Genomic DNA, 19,826 nt, shown 5'->3' with positions numbered 1-19,826 from the left:
ATTTGGGTATTTATTTAATATTGATTTGGGGAAATTTCTCCGTTGGCAATTGCTTTTGCAGCCGAAGTTCCGATTCGTTTTACTCCTAAACGAATCATTTCTGCTGCTTCTTCAAATGAACGGACTCCGCCCGCTGCTTTTATTGAAAGAGGCGAAGCATTTTCTAGCATCATAATTATTGATGGAATAGTTGCTCCATTTGGAAGGTCATTTTCTGTTTTGTAAAAACCAGTAGAAGATTTTACAAAAACAGATTCAAAATCATCTTCTTTAAAATTAGAGACTACAACATGTTTTATTAAGGCAGATAATTGAATAATTTCTTTATCTGTTAAAGCCGCAACTTCGATAATCCATTTTACGGTCTTATCGTTTGCTAAACCTATCTGTGTTCCGATCAGGATTTCTTTTTTAACCAAATCAAGATCGCCATTTTTGAATGCTTCATAGTTACAGACAAAATCTAAATCATCAGCTCCATTGGCAATGGCTTCATTTGCTTCTTTAATCTTATCTTCCAGACTTGACTTTCCTTCTGGAAAATCGATTACGGTTCCAACTAACAAAACAGAATTGGCTTCTACAATCATCTCTTTTGCCAAGGCAACATATTCTGGGCGAATCATGATCAACTTAAATCCTTCCTGAATTGCTTCAGCAATTGCATTTTTGACAACAATAGTATTTTCTGCCTCCGAAAGACCAGCTTGCGATGCAGTTTTTAAATACGTAGAGTCCAAATATTGCTTTACATTCATTTTGATAGAAGTTGCAGAAAACCAGCACAAAAGTACATTTTATATTGAAAAAACATAGCTTTTTAAGTGCTTGATTTTCTTGTAATAAAAAACCCACCGAAGTGGGTTTTTAAAATTATATTTTATCGATTTGCTTTTTAAATCCTATTGCTGAGAAAACTGCCACAACCGCTCCAAGAGCATTAGCTAAAACATCTGTAACATCTGAAGCCCTTGTAACTGTAAGAGCACTTTGAAGAATTTCGATTGTAATTCCAAAAAAGACAGAAAATATAAAAGAAACCAAATAGGCTTTATAGTCATCTGCATCTTTTCCTTTTAATTCTTTTTTGAAAAATAAAATCCACGAAATGGTAAATCCAAAATGAAAACAGAAATGGACAATTTTATCAATACTTGGAAAATTAACCGCTGGTATATTACTCGAATCTGTCAGACAAAAATAAGCAATGATTCCCGAGCAAATAATTGCCCAAATTAATAAGAATTGTTTAGGCACCGATTAAATCTTTATAAGCTTGATCAGATAATAAAGAATCGATTTCTGATGCATCAGCAATTTTTATTTTAATCATCCATCCAGCTCCATAAGGATCTGAATTTACTGTTTCAGGAGCACTTTCTAAATCATCATTGAAAGCGATGATTTCTCCTGATAATGGTAAGAATAAATCAGAAACTGTTTTTACAGCCTCAACTGTTCCAAAAACCTCATCTTTATCAAGTGTCTGATCTAAAGTTTCTACTTCAACATACACGATATCTCCTAACTCTTTTTGTGCAAAATGAGTAATTCCTACTGTTGCAACATCTCCTTCGATGCTAACCCATTCGTGATCTTTTGTGTACTTTAAATTTGCTGGTATGCTCATAATAGTTGTGTTTGAAAATTGATTGTTTAAAATTTAAGCCACAAATGTAATAATCTTCTAATAAAATCTAGTTTATAAACTCAAATTTAATTTCCGAAATTATAACGAAGTGTGAAACCTGATCTGATATTCGTTAAAGGGAAAGAAGTCGAAATAACTGCTTTTGAGAACGAATGATCATAATAGAATATGGCTGTTAAGTTTTTACTGAAAGCATAATCTGCTGTCAATTTCAACGTCCAGATATTCTGTCCTGCTGCCAGCTGATTATTATCGTAATCTAAATAGCGAACCAGAGTTTCGTTATTTCTATATGAAAAATCAGCTTTTATATTGATATCGCTTTTAATAATTCCAGTTGGATTATCTGCTAATCTAGACGAAATGATTACATCTTTAAAACGATATCCTACTCCTACAACATATTCTACTCCTCTAACTTCTGTCAACAAATTATTATCAAAACTCATAGACAAAGCACGATCTTTTTTAACCTCTGTCAATAAACGGAACGAATTTTTCAGCTCAAAATCAACTCTAAGAAGCGGACTAAACTGTTCCACTAAGTTAACATTAGACATAATCGTTTTATTGAAGAAGTTTGAGTTTACATCCTTCCCATCTGGATTTTCATAATAATCAAAATTAGACCTAAACTGACTGATCGTATAAGATGCTCTATAATTGTGCTGCAATGAAAAACGTCTAAAATGATCTTTAAAATATTTATAACGCATTAAACCATTATACTTCACACTCCAGTTCGGGATAGGAAAACTTCTAAAAATGCCTGTTGAGCTCTTTGAAGCATCTGCACCTGTATAAGCTGCCATAAATGAAGGAAGTAAAACCGCTTGATTGCTTTTACTATAACCCACTGGATAGCCATCGTTTGACTGGATTATTATACGCTCACTATTTTTTGGATTTGAAAGATCCTCCAAAGGCGCATTTGGATTTTCTGGAGGCAATGTACTCGCATCATATCTAGGAATCGCTGCTCCTGGCCCGTAATGATCTTCTGCCAAACGATTTGCAATAACCAAACGGTTATTTCTAAAATCATCAAATGCAGACGACTGAGTTTCTGTACTGGTTGAAAAAGCAGTCTTAATCAATACCGTCGAAATAGAAAACATTCCATAAGTATATGGAGACAAAGGCTTATAATACAACCCTCCGATAGAATCTCTAACCGTATACTGCTCTGATGAATTTTCAGAATAAGCACGGTCCATAGCCAAATCAATTTTTAAATCTGGAAGTAAATCTATGTTTGCTGTTATTTTCAAAAGTTTGTTGCTTACCTGTGTAAAGTTTTGGTTAAAATTCTGATAGCTGGTCAGCCATCCGTTTTTAGCCGCTTCATAACGTACATCGTCTTGACTACCAAATACGAATCCTAAAGAAGGCTTAGAAGTACCAAAGAAACCTACACCAGGAATATAACCTGGCAAAACTGTTCCGCTGTTTTTGGTATAGTTTATCTGAACGTTTTTAATACTTGTCAACACTCCAATCAAGCCATCATAAAAAGGACTACTGCTTGTAACAGGTTTAGCCGTATTTACAATTTTCTCACCTGGTTTTGGCGGTGCTGCTGGTTTTACTTTCGCAGGTTTTGAACCTGGTGTCAGGCCTAAATATTTATACAGCGTATTCATATTCAACGTTGTTGAAAACGTATTTGAATTGGCATTTTGTACCGTATTCCCTAAATCCCAAGGCGTTCCATTTTCATCAATATACTGAGACATAGCAGTTGATGATCTTTGCCAGTTGTAATCGGCTGTATACGAATAAGTCGCTTTTACAAAACTAAATATTGGAATTTTATTAATTGGAATATCGTAATTCAGAACCAATTGCTGTAAATGCTGATTTGGAATACCAATATCAAAATAATCATCCCAAATATTAAAATCTGCTTTTGGTGTATTGTCGTCATTCAAGAAATTTCTAACAATATTATTAGACGCTGCCGTATAATTTAGCTTTAATGATTTTGTTAAATTAAATCCAAAACCATACTGATAATTAAATGCAAAATTTCTTCTATAAAGCGGGTCAAGTCCAATACCTTCAACGTTTTCAACTTGTCTGTACTGCTGACGGTTACTTTGTCTTAAAATGTTAGTATTAAACGAAACATTTGAAGGAAGATAATTAAAGTTAAAGTCGCTCAGCATTTTCCAATAATCACTTTTTTTCATGAATTGGGTTTCCTTAAATGGCACTACCTCTTTTGGCTGGAAAGTATACGCATAGTTCACAGCAGTATTAGACTGCTCATCATTATAATTTTCAACTTCATAATCATGTCTTTCTACCTGATTGTATGATTGAGAAAAAGTAAAATTTTCTACATCATAAACATGAGGTTTCTTCTCTGGCGCTCTATCTTTTCTTACTCCAATAAAGTTGATGCTTTTACGCTTAGTATAATCAACCGCACGTGTTCTAATATTTTCTTTTTCTGCCGGATCTGTAGTTTCTTTAATCAATTGATCTAACTTGATATCCTGATTAAACGGATCATATTCTGGCGTAATAACTTCTTCTCCGATTGCATAATTAAACGGAAGATTAATACCCCATTTTGGAGGCAACAGTTTTCCTAAATTTATATTGGTAACAATGTTGTACTGCTGAATATCTTCACGATCTCTCTCGTTGGCGCCCTGCTCAAGAGAACCAAACCCAATCGTACTCTTTTTACCCGAAGCAGATAATGTCATTAAATCGGCCATATTGGTATCTACATTCAATAATGCAGCCATACCTCCTTTGTTTTCCAAATCAGACATACGAAGTTCGTTAAACCAAACTTCCCCCATAATATCTTTATGGTTTGCCGCACTTTTTACTCCGACCATCAGATTTCGAACTAAACCGAAATTCGGATTTCCTTTAATACCTAAAGTTAATTTACTGTCTTGGTCACCTCCTTCGACAGATGGATCTCGGTCTGGATAATAAATTCCATTAACATCCCTAATTGGATCATTAGGATCAATCTTCATTGCTAAGATTTTCATTCGCGTCAACAACTCTAAAGCGACATCAATACTATTTTCGTCCATCCAAACCTGATCTGGACTGATAGTACATGATCCGCCTGTTCTTGTTACTTTTAATGGAATCTCAACTTGATAAAAGTTTTGTGTAAAATCGTTACCAAAACGAATAAATCCAATCATTTCGTCATCTAAAAGCTGAGTTTCATTAGGAAGTGATTCAGCGTGAAGGAACATTTTCAGTTTTTTGTACTGACGCATATCAACACTTACATTTTTGAAAACTGCTCGTGAATCTTGATATTCTAATCCTGAACCTCCAATTCGAACCGCTAAAGATTGTTCATTTTGATTAATGATTGTATTGTTATTGTACAATTGCTCTCTTTGAACTCCTGGCGGAATAACATAATTCACTGGACATTTTGTACCGTTTTCTTGAATATTTACTGCTGCGACATCAAACTGAGTTCCGTCATCATCAGGATTGGTATCATTTGCATCTAGTGTTCCTGTGTACTTTCTCCATTCTCCTCTAACTAAATCTAAAGCTCCGAAACGAACTGTCATCTGTTCGTTAAATCCTGTCATAAACATACGCATGAAACGAATCGATCTAAAATCGGTAATATTCCCAATAGTGTTTTGAGGTTTAGAAACCGGAATTTTAAACTGAATCCATCTTGCATTGGTTGAACCTCCATTTGGAAGTTCTACATTTTGAACGTCTCTAATATCTGTGATATAATTTTCTCCAACCTGCATGCCTGGTCGTACATCAATACTATATTCATAATATGCATTGATTGTACTCATGGTATTGTCACGATTGATATCTTCAACATCTGGAAGAGTTGTAGAACCACGGTTTGGATCATCAACACTTACAGCTGAGTTTCCTTCTGTTCCATTGTATTTTTTATAACGCTGTAAAACGTCTCCTTCTGTATTTAAGAAATAAGTATAATTATCTGCCGCGGGATCTGGCTCTCCTGCATAATTATTATAAATCGATCCTTCTTTTGCATCTGGCAAACCGTCTAACCCGACATCCTGATTCTTACGATTATCTGGATTGGTGTCAAATGCATAAATTAAGGATTGCGATGCAGGAACGTCTCCCCAAATTGGTCGTGGATTTACCATAACCTGATCTGGACCTAAACCATTTTCATATTGTTTTCTTCCGTCTTTTAAAACGTCTTCAGAAACTTCACCTAAATTGAAATAAATTTTTCCGCTGTTAGTACCTTGCGCTTGTCCATTACCAACATAAGGATCCAATACCCAAAATTGAATATATTCGACATTACCCTGCTCAAAGTTAGTAGAATTTAGTGCACGCATAATTCCACCAAAATTAGCTGATGGACTACCCAAAGTAAAATCAGGGTTATTATTATATGGCCCTCTATCTGATGGATAATAGGTTAAATCCAAAGTATTAATCACCTGAATCTGCCCTTGCGCAATATCTGTATTTGGATAAAGCTCTTTACTATAAATCCTTCTTGTTGTATTTAAAGATAAATCATCATTTGAAATTCCAGATGGTTTTGAAGTATAGAAAATAGGATCAATAGTATACCAAGACAATTTTGCACGTTTATAGCCATACTCTAATGTATTTGAATTGGCATTAAAAGTATTATCTGCATCAGAATTAATAAATGGTGTTGAAGCCAAACTCCATGCATAAGCAGATCTCATATCGATAGTAGTCTGAGTACCTTCAAAATCGTCGATATAAATAGTAGCCTCACCTTCAAAATCACTTGCTTTTGGAGCATCTGGCTTTAAGAATGCAACTTCCCCACGAATCGAAAGATTAGAAGGAACATCTGTATCTATATTTGGTAACTTATTGGCTAATCTTGTTAAAAATGGAACTTCTGTTGAGTAATTTCCATTAAAACCGAAAATGGTATTGTTTACAGATTCTTGTCCATAGCTTGATTTTTGAGTAAAAGGACGTTCTGTCATTTTTAAGAAAGTCCCTCCCACAACAAACTTTTCAGAGATTTTATGTTCAATATTGAATCCCATGAACCTTCTTGTCTGCTGCCCAAAGATTGAATTGTTTTCTAATGAAACTTCAATCGGAGTATTAGAAGCTTGAAGTGACGGATCTAATATTTGCACTCTTCCTAATTGATAATCTACGCTATAATCTATACCTTCTACTAAAACTCTTCCTGCAGCGGTTACAACTACAGATCCCTGTGGCACATTGAAAGCCCCAATAGGAATGCCATTGCTACCCGAAGATTTATATTTTCCTCTTAATAAGAATTTGTTTTTATCACTATCCTGTAAAGCACCCGCCTGAGTATTCTTATACATATTTCTAAATACATATTTCTTCTGGTTAGGGTTATATGTAGTTGGATCATTATAATTTTCTCCAGAGCCTGTATTTAATTTTTTAAACAAAAGTTCTCCAAAAGGTTCTTTGGTGGTGAAAATAATTCGTGCATTCTGCACATCTACAGTAACTCCAGGAACATAATCAAAGAAACCATCTCCACCTTTTTGTGGATCATTGTTATAATTTAACTGATCTAAGTTAAAAACATTTAACAATGGTTTCTTTGTAATATAATAATTGTTTGGATCAGGATTTACAGGATCATCATCTGGAAAAAGAGTTCCTTGAACTGGTGTTATATAATTGATTGGCGAAGGATCTGTGTAAAGAATGTTAAGTCTGAAATCTTCTTGTTTGATTTGATAAGCCTGCGGAATTTGATACACGTTTTTCATCATCAAGTTCCAAACTGGATTCTGCACATTTGTCAAACTGCTTTTCAGCATTTTCAGTACCAAACTCTGTGTTACGATCGCCTGATTTCCATTATTATTTCCTGTAACTACAGTTCCATCTACACCATCACTTCCAAATTCTCCAACTTGATATACTTTTCCTCCGACCGTATATTCAAATGCAACTGCCAAAATTTCGTCATTAGCCAAACGCTGCTGTAACGAGATATAACCTAACTGCGGATTAAAAGTATATTCTTGTGTAGTTAATTTTCTTGCATTTTCGAGAACAGAATAATCTGTACCTTCATATACATTGGCATTATTAAATCCTGATTTTGCTGTTACAATTTCTCTAATATTTGAATTTAAATAACTTCCAGGTTTTCCTATTGCTCCTGGATCATATTTATTATTCGTGTTGTCAGTTGGAGAGTCAATAGGATTATTAAAGAAACCTGTTGGGTCTGTAATTACAACCACTTGGTTGTCTGGCACACCAGAAACCTGGCCTTCTCCTAAATCCTGAAGCGCAATAATATTTCTTAAGTTATTATTTCCTGTTGTTATTCTATTCTGCTTATTGGTTACCCAAACTTCAATCCTTGTAACCTGAACGCGGCTATCTATTAATGGATAATTTTTTAATGAAGCATCATACTTATTTCTAAAGTATTGCGATAAGAAGAAATGTCGGTCATTATCGTAATCTAAAGCAAATAAATCAAAGTTTTGGACAGTTCCTCCACCTTCTGCGACTATACTTTTGGTTTGAGACTTTTGTTCTGAGAAAACTCCCGTAACCGTTGTCTTACCAAATTGCAGCTGTGCTTTTACCCCAAATAAACTTTGCGCACCACGAATAAGCGTACTGTTTAAAGGCATACTAACATTACCTACCTCAACTTTCTGAACGATATCGTCTTCTGAAGGTGTGTAGGCCAGTTTAAATAAATTCTGAAAAGCAAATGTTGATTGCGTATCGTAATTAGCATTTACTTCAAGACGGGTTCCAATTTTCCCCATCAAACTCATACTGATTCTTTGATCAAAATCAAAAGTTAGAGAAGATCTGTTTCTTGGTGAAAATGATGGATTGTCTTGTTTAGTATAACGCAACCCCAAGTCCATTTCTACTGATCCTGTGGGCTTTACATCTATGGTATTGCTTCCAAAAATACTTTCGAATAAACTCGAGTTGATGTAATATCTTGGCAATAAATCTTTTTTGGCTGCTTCCGCTCCAGCCTTTTTGCCATCAATAGCATCCGATTTTTTTCTAAAATAATCTCTTCGGGATTCTTTTAGAACTAAATCTTCGTATTCTTTTGGAGTTAAGATTAAAGGGTAATTGATAGAAAAACCATCTACCGAAGTGGTGTAAATATAACGATCTGTAACAGGATCGTACTTATATGCTGAAAGTACACTTGGAGGATCTTCGAGATCTATCTTGCCTACTGAAAATTGAGTTTTAGTTGTATCTTGAGTTACTGGCGTAACCTGTGCGCGCAAAACATTACCGCAGAGTAATACTAGCAACAAAATACAAATTTTACGCATAGAATTCTTTTATATAAAATGAAAATTATAAGCTTTTTAAAGCCTTTTTGATAATTGTTTCAGCAGTAGCTTCTGGATCTTCTTTTACGATTTTGTCTACTACTTTTTCAGAAGCTTTTCGTACAAAACCTAGAACTTCTAGAGCAGATAACGCTTCATCTCGGTTTCTATTGTTTTGAACAGCAAAAACTTCATCAATATTATACAATTTAACAACTTTTTCCTTTAAATCTAATATAACCCTTTGTGCTGTTTTGTTTCCAATTCCTTTGATAGACTGGATTATGCCTACATCTCCAGATGCAATGGCATTGATAATTTGCTTTGGCTCTATAGACGAAAGCATTGTTCTTGCAATTCCTGCTCCGATTCCTGAAACAGAAATCAACATTCTAAAAATTTCACGTTCTGATTTTTCAACAAAACCATATAAAGTATGCGCATCTTCTTTAATTTGAAGATGCGTATACAATTTTATATTTTCAGAATTTGGAATTAAAGAGAAGGTATGAAGTGATATATTCACCTGATAACCAACTCCTCCACAATCAATTACAACCTCTGTAGGATTCTTTTCTACTAATCTCCCCTGCAACTGTGCTATCATAAATATAGTTTATTAGTATCAAATATAACAAAAATGCCATAAAACTACGACAAATTTGTTCAATCCTTGTAAGAACGTTTATTGTGTTATTTTATTCTTTTTGCTTTCTTTTTCCTGTGCATCAATAACAGCGATTGCTGCCATATTAACCATCTCTTCAACGCTAGCGCCTAATTGGAAAATGTGAACTGGTTTACCCATACCCATCATGATAGGTCCAATTGAGTTCACTTTGTACAATTCTTTTAATAATTTATACGTGATATTCGCTGATTCTAAATTAGGGAAAACCAATGTATTTACTTTTTTCCCTGCTAATTTAGAGAAAGGAAATTTTTCCTGAAGCATTTCTGGATTTAAAGCAAAATCTGCTTGAATTTCTCCATCAACAATTAATTCTGGGTGATTTTTGTGTAAATAAGCAACAGCTTCTCTAACTTTTGATGCGCTCTCGCTAGTTGAAGAACCAAAATTTGAGAACGAAACCATTGCAATAACTGGCTCAATTCCGAACATTCTTGCTGTTTTTGCCGTCATAATAGCAATATTAATCAAATCTTGCGCAGATGGATTAATGTTGATTGCGGTATCTGACAAGAACATTGGTCCGCGAGATGTAAGCATCATGTTTGCAGTAGCAATAAGTGAAGCGTTTTGAGCTTTTGGAATTAACTGCATCATTGGTTTCACAACAGTAGGATAACTTCTAGAATGCCCTGTAACTACTGCATCAGCCTCTCCTTCGTTAACCATCATGGCTGCAAAATAGTTTCTTTCGCGCATGAATTTTTCAGCATCTAGTTTAGAAACACCTCTTCTTCCTCTTGCTTCCCAGAATGATTTTGCAAATCTGTTACGTCTTTCAGCTTCTTCATCTGTTTTAGGATCAATGATTTCAAGATCAGCATCGAAACCTAATTCTTGTTTCAATTCCAAAATCACTTCTTTGTTTCCTAATAAAATTGGGAATCCGATTCCGTCTTCGTAAACAATTTGAGCTGCTTTTAAAACGTTTAATTGATCTGCTTCAGCAAAAACAATTTTCTTCGGATCTAATTTTGCACGGTTTGTAATCAAACGTACCATTTTGTTATCATTACCCATACGCTCACGAAGATGATCTTCATAAGCTGCCCAATCTGTAATAGGATTTTTTGCTACTCCAGATTCCATTGCTGCTTTTGCAACTGCAGGCGCTACAACGGTAATCAATCTAGGATCGAATGGTTTAGGAATGATATATTCTTGTCCGAAACCAAGTTTTGTTGCGCCATACGCCACATTTACTTGTTCTGGAACTGGTTCTTTTGCCAAAATAGCTAGGGCTTTTACAGCCGCCATTTTCATTTCTTCGTTGATTTTTGTCGCTCTTACGTCTAGTGCTCCTCTAAAGATATAAGGGAAACCTAATACGTTATTTACCTGATTAGGAAAATCTGAACGTCCCGTAGCCATAATAACATCTTTACGAGTTTCTACAGCCAAATTATAATCGATTTCCGGATTTGGATTTGCCATTGCAAAAACAATCGGGTTATTAGCCATTGTCAATAACATTTCTGGCGAAAGAATATCTCCAGAAGATAATCCGATGAAAACATCAGCACCTTTTACGGCTTCGTCCAAAGGAATTTTAGCTCCATCAATAGCATACTTTAATTGTAAATTTGATAAAGATGGATTATCTTTTGTTAAAAGTCCTTTACTGTTGTACATTAAAATGTTTTCTACTTTTACTCCAAGTGAAACATATAAATCGGTACAAGCAATTGCAGCAGATCCCGCACCAGAAACTACCATTTTAACGTCTTCAGCTTTTTTTCCTGCCAATTCAAGCGCATTGATTAAAGCTGCAGAAGAGATAATTGCTGTTCCGTGCTGGTCGTCGTGCATTACCGGAATATCCAATTCTTCGATCAATCTTCTTTCTATTTCAAAAGATTCCGGAGCTTTGATATCTTCAAGATTAATACCTCCAAAAGTTGGAGCAATATTTTTTACAGTCTGAATGAATTCTTCAACATTTTCTGTATCAATTTCGATATCAAAAACATCAATGTCTGAGAAAATTTTAAACAATAAACCTTTTCCTTCCATTACAGGTTTTCCTGCTTCTGGGCCAATATTTCCAAGTCCTAAAACAGCTGTACCGTTTGAAATTACGGCTACTAAATTTCCTTTTGCTGTATATTTATAAACGTCTTCTTTGTTTGCTGCGATTTCTAAACATGGTTCTGCAACTCCTGGCGAATAGGCCAATGATAAATCTCTCTGGGTTGCATATTTTTTTGTTGGAACTACCTGAATTTTTCCTGGAGTTGGTTCTGCGTGATACAGTAACGCTTCTCTTCTTTTACTCTCTTTGTTCATTGTTTTTAGCTTTTATTCTAGCTTACAAAGATATAAGTCTTGTTTTAAAATGGCGTCTTTTTAGCGTTTTCTTTTCCTAAAATTTATTCGAATAAATAGAAAAAGTCCAATAGAAATTGGACTCGTTTGAATTTTTATCGTTTTTAGGTGTGCTTTATTGAGAAATATAAGAATTCAAATGGTTGATTGTGTCTTTCTGAATTTCTATAATTGCCTTCACTACATCGCTTATAGAAATGACTCCAACCACATTTCCGTCTTCCAAAACAGGCAGGTGTCTTATTCTTTTTTCGCTCATAAGTTCCATACAATCTTCAAGATTATCTGAAAGTTTTACTGTAAAAACATGACTTTCCATAATCTCATGAACAAAAGTTTCTTTTGAAGATTTATCTTTCAGTACAATTTTCCTAGCATAATCTCTTTCAGACAATATCCCTTTTAAAATATTATCATCCATAACTAAAATTGCCCCAATGTTTTTTTCTCCCATCACTTTTAACGCATCATAAACCGTTAAATTGGAGAAAATAGAATAAACATTTCTTCCTTTTGCTTTAAGTATTTGATCTACAGTCATAATGAAAATTTTTTAGGATTATAAAGTTAAAACAAAAACAAACACAATCTACAGCGAAATCGATTTTTTAAAACCATAACCAATTCATTTTAAATATAATACACAAAAAATTAGATTTTCAAAATTATAGTGTAAAGAATGAATTTGTTTAGAATTGTTTTTTGAGAAAATTTAGATTTTTTAACGTTCTGATGCACAGACAATAAATTATAAATTACATATTTATTAATTGATTTTTATTAACCGATGAAATATCCCTACAGGACATTATGATTACGGATAAACATTTGCGTTCTACCGACCAGCCACTCCTAGCGGAGTGTTTTTTTTACACATTATATATAATTCGAAACCCACTCCGCTAGGAGTGGCTGGTCGATAGAAAAAAAATTAATCACACCCCAAACCATTGTCCCGTAGGAACTATTTCTAAACAAAACCCCTTTTCTAAAATTTAGAAAAGGGGTTTTAGATTTTAATGAAGGTTATTTTATATTGATACAATAATAAATTCGCTTCGTCTATTTTGCATATGCTGTTTTTCTGTACATTGTACTCCATCTGCACATTTGTTTACTAATTGCGTTTCGCCATAACCTTTTGCAGTTAATCTGTCTTCGCTAATTCCTTTTTGAATTAACCATTTTTTGGTTGATTGTGCTCTTTTTTCTGAAAGAATCTGATTGCTTTCTGAAGAAGAACGGCTATCGGTATGCGAACGAATATCTAATTTCATTGTCGGATATTCGTTTAAAAGATTAACCACTTTCATTAATTGCGGTTCTGAAGTTTTCTTGATAGTTGCTTTACCCAAATCAAAGAAATTCATAGGCAGATTTAGCAGTTTTGCAATATCTACTCCTACTCTTATAGAACCCACTTTTACTGGACTGATTGTCGTTTTTTTGATCGCTACAGTTTTTGCTGTGAGAGGCTTAAATACTTTATTTAATGCAATCATTTGAGTAGTTTCTCCTTTTTCTTTCAGGATTGTTACCGCTACTTCTTTGGCATTATACTCGTTTTTAGCCGTTCTAATGGTGTATTTTTTACCACATCTTAAGTCAGGAAAAATGTAGTTCCCTTTTTCGTCCGTAGTGATTGTTCCAACTGGATCAAATTTTTCATTAAACAAAGTCAAAGAAGTATTGGCTAATATCTCATTTGTTTCTGCATCGGTAACTGTTCCTGATAAGTTTTGCTCGCAGATTAATCTTCTGGTTTCTGTAAATCTGTAAATGTCATCCAAACCGAGTCCGTTTTCTCTGTTTGAAGAAAAATAGCCACTTCTGGTTTTACTATCAATGCTAAAAGCAAAATCGTCTTGTTTGCTATTTACCGGTTCACCAACATTTAAAACGTCATCATAACTCCCGTTTGCTTTTATTCTTGAAGCAAAAATATCCAGACCGCCTAAACCTGGACGTCCGTCAGAAGCAAAATACAATTCATTATCTCCAGAAATGAAAGGGAAAGTTTCTCTTGCTTCAGTATTGATAGCAGGCCCTAGATTTTCTGGTGTTCCGAAAGTTCCATCTTCATTAATTGCAACTTTAAAAATATCAGACTGACCCAACGTTCCTGGCATATCTGATGCAAAATACAATGTTTTCTCATCAACACTTAAAGCTGGATGCGCCGTGCTGTATTGATCACTATTGAATGGAAGTTCTTTTACATTCTGCCATGTGTTATCGATAAGCTCTGCTTTGTATAGTTTCAAAAGCGTTACGTTTTTATCGTTGCCACGTCTTTTACCGTCTGTAAAATTATTTCGGGTAAAATACATCGTGCGACCGTCTTTTGTAAAAATCGGACTTGACTCATTGAAATTATCTCTTTTTCTTTTTACTAAAAGCTCTGGTTTTCCAACACTTCCATCTGGCATTAAATCTGCTGTATACAATCTAGAGAACGATCTGTTTGTCCATTGAAAATTGGCTTTCACCACTCCGCCTGTATCACGCGCAGAAGTAAAAACAATTTTATTGTTGTAAACAACACTTCCGTAATCTGAATATCTAGAATTGACACCAGCGTCTGCAATTTGAAATCGGCCTGAGTTTTCTTTAATATCTTCTAAGTAGTTTTTCTCATTTCTGATTAAGTCTGCTCTTTTTTCTGCCGTTGCCTTTTGATTGAATTTCTGCAAAATCTCATCAGACTTTCTATAATCTCCAACTGATTTTAATGATTGTGCATATCGATATAAATATTCAGCATCTTGATTTTCATTTATTACAAATAATTGCTCATACCATTTTAATGCGTTTTTTAATTCTCCATTAAAATAATATGAATTTGCCAAACGCTGAATTATTCCTTGGTCGGTAGTCTGCTCAGTTACCAAACTCTCGTAAACTTTTATTGCATCCGCGTAAGCGTACTCTTCGTATTTTTTATCTGCATATTTTATATTCATGTTTGTGAATGGATTTTGTGCCTTCACAGTTGAAATAAAACTAGACAGTAAAAAGATCAAAATTAATTTTATAGCTTTCATAGGTTGTATTAAAAGAATCTTGGGGATATCATTTTATTGTAATTATTGAAGAATTCGAATCTTAGGAAAATCTCATGCGATCCAGAATTGTATTTTCTTAATTGTGTCGTTTCATGATCGTAGCCATAACCGATGTACATTCCTTTTGTTACTTGAAATCCTGCCATTGCACTCACAGATGCACTCCAACGATAAGCAAGTCCTAAAACGAATTTATCATTGAACATGAAATTTCCTGAAACATCAACTTGCAAAGGTGCTCCTTCTACCATTTTTGTCATTAAGGCTGGTTTGAATTTTATGTATTCTAAACGATCCAGATTAAATACATAACCTGCTATTAAATAATAATTGATTTTATCTTTGAAAATAGCCACGTCGTCTGAATCATAACGATTTGTTTCTATAAAATTAGGAACCGATAATCCGATGTAAGCTCTATCTGAATGATAATAAATTCCAGCTCCGACATTTGGCGAAAATTTATTTTTTAAATTCTGAAACTGTGGATCATCCTGATCTTCGTAGCTTAATTTGTTAATATCAATATTGAAAAGATTGGCTGTTCCTTTTATACCAAAAGATAAATTCCAAGATTCTGAAGTCGGAATCGTATAAGACAAATCTGCCGATAAAGTATTTTCTACAGTTGGCCCAATTTTATCATTTACCAAAGAAACTCCAAGTCCTAAATCGCTATTTTTTAAAGGCGTATTAACAGAAAATGTGCTGGTTTCTGGCGCACCATCTAGTCCAACCCATTGTGTACGATATAAACCAAAAATGCTTAAAGCTCCTCTTGAACCTGCATACGCTGGATTGACTTCGATTGTGTTGTACATATATTGTGTGTACTGCGCGTCTTGCTGCGCATTTGACACAATCGAAAAAAACATAAAAACTAAAATTAATTTTTTCATTTATGAAGTTTTAGAACGGCTTAGAGTTAACTAAGCCGTATTCCATTTTATTTATTAAGGTATAAGTAACCAGATTCTTGGTGAGACTTTTGAGCACTGTCTTTGTATTTTAAGACATAGAAATACGTTCCAACCGGAAGACCATCTGTTTGTTTAATTGTAGAACGCCCGTTAGAATATCCTTCAAAAACTCGATCGTTATTGTTGTATTGATCTATACTGAAAACCAAAACTCCCCAACGGTTATAAATTTCAACTGTGTTATCTGGGTAACATTCAATTCCTCTTATATAGAATCTTGCATTCTTGCTGTCTCCATTTGGAGAGAAAGCATTCATTACTTTAATAGAACATCCGTTTAAGTCTAAAACTGTTGGACTGTCTCCGCTATTGCTTGCATCGTCTGACTGATCTTCGACAACAACTCCTCTTACACTACTTCCTTTTACAGTTGCCTGATTACTCACACTTCCTCGATTAATATCTTCTTGAGTGATTTTGTAAACCGCCGTGAAATTAGTCTCGTTAGATTCATTCACTCCCAAATTAATTGCTTGTCCAGAAACTACCACTCCTGGCAATGGATCGTTTATTGTGATTCCAACAAGAGGCACATTTCCTGTATTGGTTACTGTAAATTTGTACGTAATTGTTTCTCCTGCATTTGCGAAACCGCTCTTATTTTCGTCATTGAAAACTGCTGTTTTGATAACCGAAATAGCTGGCACTTCAACAAAAACATTTAATACGGCTGTTGAGCAATTTGTACCATTAGCTTTTTCGCAAACCTGATAAGTCAACGGATAATTTCCTCCTGGCGTATTTGGCTTAACATTTACCGTTCCGTCAGCATTCCATTCAAAATATGGGCTTTCTGTTATAGGCTTAATTATAACATCTGCAGGATTTATTGGCTGTCCGTTTATCAAATCATTATCCAAAACATTTACAATTTCTAACGAACCATTAATACCGTCGGCACTAACATCATTATCATTGTTCAGAGTAATTTTATTCTCTGTTGGCGGAGTTGGATCCACAACATTGTCAACGGTAATCTTAATCACTGCCTGACTACAATTTGATGCATTTGCAGCTTCGCAAATCTGATAAGTCAATTCGTAAACTCCATCTGCGGTATTTACAGCAATGTTGATTGAACCGTCTGCATTCAATGAAATATTTGGATGTAGAACTGGAACTGATAAAATAACATCTGAGGCCTTTAATTTTGCTCCATTTAATAAATCATTTTCAAAAATATTAATGTTAGCATTTGCCCCTTTCTTTGCATTTACTGGTCCAGCCTCGTCATTATTTGCTTTTATACTGAATGTTGGACGTGCATTACAATCTGGCGTTGCTGACGGATAAGCAACAGAAACTGTTACAGTTGGATTTAATGAAAATTCCATTTTCACTCCATTTCTGGTAGCTTCAAATCCGTCTGCTCCTTCTGCCCATATTCCGTTATTTAAAATCCATCCTGGCCAATCTGTTCCATTTTGGTTGCTGTCAATCTCTGCTCCTGGCCATAAAATATTTCCGCTTAATGGCAGATTGGTCTGAGTTGCCACAACATTGTTGTTGCTGTCAATCCATTTAACCGTTAATAGGTTATTTGTCGTGAAATTGTCCGGTGTAACTGTATAGTTAACATAAGGAACATTGTTTGAACAATAGCTATTTGCAACTACTGTCATTTTTGGTTCTGCTACGGTAACTTTTACAGTATTTGAATTACAGTTATTCGGATTTAATTTTTCGCATATTGTGTATGTCAATTCATACTCTCCTGCAGGTGCATTAGGTGCTAATACAACATTTCCGTCTGCATCTACAGTTAAATATCCTTTTGGATCAGCTTGAGTTACTTTAAGATCTACATCTGATGGCACTAATTTATTTCCATCTTTAGTATCATTTTCAAAAACATTGATTACTTTCTGCGGAACGTTTACTCCAACTGCTGATGGCACTAGATCTTCGTTTGCTACAAGATTTCCTCCTGTAACTTTCACTACTGTAATTACCGAATCACAATTTGTTGGATTCGTATTTTCACAGATTTTATATTCTACATTATAATCTGCGGCTGGCGTGTTTGGCGCAACTGTAATTGTATAATCTGAATTTAAAGTAAGCCCTGACGGAAGTGTTCCGACGATTTCAAACTTAACTTCTCCGGCTGCTGTTCCAACTGTGATTGGATTTCCGTTTAATTTGTCATTCGCAATTAATGAAATTGTTGTTCCTCCAATATTTCCGTTTATTGAAGCTATCACATCTTCAACTGCATCGATTACTGGCGTACCAACTGTTACCTTCACTGTATTTGAACTGCAGTTGTCCAGATTTAATTTCTCGCAGATTTCATAAGTCAGTTCATAATCTCCTGCTGGAGGATTAGCTCCTAAAACAATATTTCCGTCTGCATCTACAGTCAGATATCCTTTTGGATCTGCCGCTGTGGTTTTCAGCGTAACATCTGACGGATTTAACGGCTGAGCATTTTTTGTGTCATTGTCAAAAACGTTTTTGCCTAATGTCTGAGGAACATTCGATCCTAAAACTGACGGAATTATGTCTTCGTTTGCCACAAGGTTTCCTGCTGTTACTGGTACAGTAATAGTTACTAAATCGCAGTTTGCAGGAGCTGCACCTACTTCACATATTACATATTCTACATTATAATTTCCTTTTGGTGTATTTGGAGCTACCGTAATCGTTCCATTTGCATTTAATGCTAATCCCGATGGTAAAGTGCCAACAATATTTATTGTTACTTCTCCCGAATTAGTTCCAATTACGGCTTGGTTTCCGTTTAATGTATCGTTTCCAATTAGAGATACTGTTGTTTCTCCAATGTTTCCATTAATTGGAGTAATAGCATCTGGTACTGCGTCTATTGTATTTGCAACTTTAACTTCTGCAATTGCTGTCTTACAGTTTGATGGACTAGCATCTTTCTCACAGATTTCGTATGTAATGCTGTAGATTCCACTTGGCGTGTTTGCCGCTAGAGTCACATCTCCATTTGCATCAACGCTTAATGGTCCGTCGCTGCCAACAGTCACAACTGTATTGCCAGAAGTAACAAATGCTCCGTCTAAAGTATCGTTTGATTTTACATTTCCGAGAATTGCTGATGTTGATCCTGAAGATTTTGTTCCGAAATCATCTTTAACCGCAATTAAATCATTTACAATTTCAACTTTAACTGTAGCTGTATTGCAATTTTTACTATTAGCAATTTCACAAATCGAATAATCAAAAGTATAAATACCTGTTGGCGTATTCGGTTTTACTGAAACAGCACCATTTACAGTATTGAAAATTAATACTGAAGGCACAGTACTATTTACCGTAATATCAATATCTCCTCTATTTACTTTATTACAATTTAAAACATCATTATCAAGAATGTTAGCGATGACAATTCCTCCAGATACTCCATTTGATGAAGAAACATTATCATCATTTGCAATAATGGCACCTATTACTTTAACAATCTGTGTGCAAGTCTCTATATTTCCTGCTCCATCTTTTGCTGTCCAAGTCACTGTTGTATCCCCGATTGGGAAACTTGATGGCGCATCATTCGTTACAGCAACCGTTCCCATACAGTTGTCTGATACCGTTGGAGTACCTAAAACAACACCTGTCACAGCACATGAATTCGCATCTGCCGAAACTGAAACTGCCAACGGACAAGTGATTGATGGCTTTTGAGTGTCTTTAATGATCACTTTTTGGACTGCTGTTTCTACATTTCCATTTCCGTCATTAAAAGTCCAGTTAATCATATAAGTTCCCTGAGCATTGTATGCCAATGGATCTGCCGTTGTTCCAGTCACTGTTCCCGCGCAATTA

10 protein-coding genes are annotated in these 19,826 nt (G+C 34.8%); all 10 read right to left on the bottom strand.

What is annotated here, in order from left to right; all coding sequences use genetic code 11:
- Positions 1-14 precede the first annotated feature (14 nt).
- Complete coding sequence (gene deoC / locus DM397_RS05830; RefSeq protein WP_111376636.1) at positions 15-758, bottom strand: deoxyribose-phosphate aldolase; 744 nt, start codon at positions 756-758, stop codon at positions 15-17.
- 115 nt (positions 759-873) lie between these two features.
- Positions 874-1,257: a VanZ family protein gene (locus DM397_RS05825; RefSeq protein WP_111376635.1), complete on the bottom strand. Its 384-nt coding sequence runs from the start codon at positions 1,255-1,257 to the stop codon at positions 874-876.
- The gene (gene gcvH / locus DM397_RS05820) at positions 1,250-1,630 is read right to left on the bottom strand and encodes a glycine cleavage system protein GcvH (protein ID WP_111376634.1); all 381 of its coding nucleotides are present in this window, start codon (positions 1,628-1,630) and stop codon (positions 1,250-1,252) included. The genes DM397_RS05825 and gcvH overlap by 8 nt, the downstream gene beginning before the upstream one ends.
- 86 nt (positions 1,631-1,716) lie before the next feature.
- Positions 1,717-8,973: a T9SS outer membrane translocon Sov/SprA gene (sov, locus tag DM397_RS05815; RefSeq protein WP_111376633.1), complete on the bottom strand. Its 7,257-nt coding sequence runs from the start codon at positions 8,971-8,973 to the stop codon at positions 1,717-1,719.
- Positions 8,974-8,998: 25 nt separating this feature from the next.
- Positions 8,999-9,580: a Holliday junction branch migration protein RuvA gene (ruvA, locus tag DM397_RS05810; protein ID WP_111376632.1), complete on the bottom strand. Its 582-nt coding sequence runs from the start codon at positions 9,578-9,580 to the stop codon at positions 8,999-9,001.
- Between the two features lie 78 nt (positions 9,581-9,658).
- Entirely contained in the window at positions 9,659-11,950 is a 2,292-nt protein-coding gene (locus DM397_RS05805; RefSeq protein ID WP_111376631.1) for an NADP-dependent malic enzyme, read from the bottom strand.
- A 154-nt stretch (positions 11,951-12,104) separates the two neighbouring features.
- On the bottom strand, positions 12,105-12,530 hold the full coding sequence (locus DM397_RS05800; protein ID WP_111364849.1) for a CBS domain-containing protein: 426 nt from the start codon (positions 12,528-12,530) through the stop codon (positions 12,105-12,107).
- A gap of 490 nt (positions 12,531-13,020) precedes the next feature.
- A complete protein-coding gene (locus tag DM397_RS05795; protein WP_111376630.1) occupies positions 13,021-15,033 on the bottom strand; it encodes an OmpA family protein in 2,013 nt (670 codons plus the stop codon).
- Positions 15,034-15,041: 8 nt separating this feature from the next.
- On the bottom strand, positions 15,042-15,953 hold the full coding sequence (locus DM397_RS05790) for a PorP/SprF family type IX secretion system membrane protein (RefSeq protein ID WP_111376629.1): 912 nt from the start codon (positions 15,951-15,953) through the stop codon (positions 15,042-15,044).
- Positions 15,954-16,000: 47 nt separating this feature from the next.
- A partial coding sequence (locus tag DM397_RS05785; protein ID WP_162615467.1) for a T9SS type B sorting domain-containing protein occupies positions 16,001-19,826 on the bottom strand: 3,826 nt, incomplete at its 5' end.

Source organism: Flavobacterium nitrogenifigens, assembly GCF_003254565.1.
GTDB classification, from domain to species: domain Bacteria; phylum Bacteroidota; class Bacteroidia; order Flavobacteriales; family Flavobacteriaceae; genus Flavobacterium; species Flavobacterium nitrogenifigens.
Note: the sequence above shows the minus strand (reverse complement) of the source record. Positions and strands in the feature narration are given on the sequence as shown.

What these genes read in the sequence shown, in the direction of transcription:
- DM397_RS05800 (WP_111364849.1), bottom strand. Translation starts at nt 12,530, where the DNA reads ATGACTGTAGATCAAATACTTAAAGCAAAAGGAAGAAATGTTTATTCT.
- DM397_RS05795 (WP_111376630.1), bottom strand. Translation starts at nt 15,033, where the DNA reads ATGAAAGCTATAAAATTAATTTTGATCTTTTTACTGTCTAGTTTTATT.
- ruvA (WP_111376632.1), bottom strand. Translation starts at nt 9,580, where the DNA reads ATGATAGCACAGTTGCAGGGGAGATTAGTAGAAAAGAATCCTACAGAG.
- DM397_RS05805 (WP_111376631.1), bottom strand. Translation starts at nt 11,950, where the DNA reads ATGAACAAAGAGAGTAAAAGAAGAGAAGCGTTACTGTATCACGCAGAA.
- gcvH (WP_111376634.1), bottom strand. Translation starts at nt 1,630, where the DNA reads ATGAGCATACCAGCAAATTTAAAGTACACAAAAGATCACGAATGGGTT.
- DM397_RS05790 (WP_111376629.1), bottom strand. Translation starts at nt 15,953, where the DNA reads ATGAAAAAATTAATTTTAGTTTTTATGTTTTTTTCGATTGTGTCAAAT.
- sov (WP_111376633.1), bottom strand. Translation starts at nt 8,973, where the DNA reads ATGCGTAAAATTTGTATTTTGTTGCTAGTATTACTCTGCGGTAATGTT.
- deoC (WP_111376636.1), bottom strand. Translation starts at nt 758, where the DNA reads ATGAATGTAAAGCAATATTTGGACTCTACGTATTTAAAAACTGCATCG.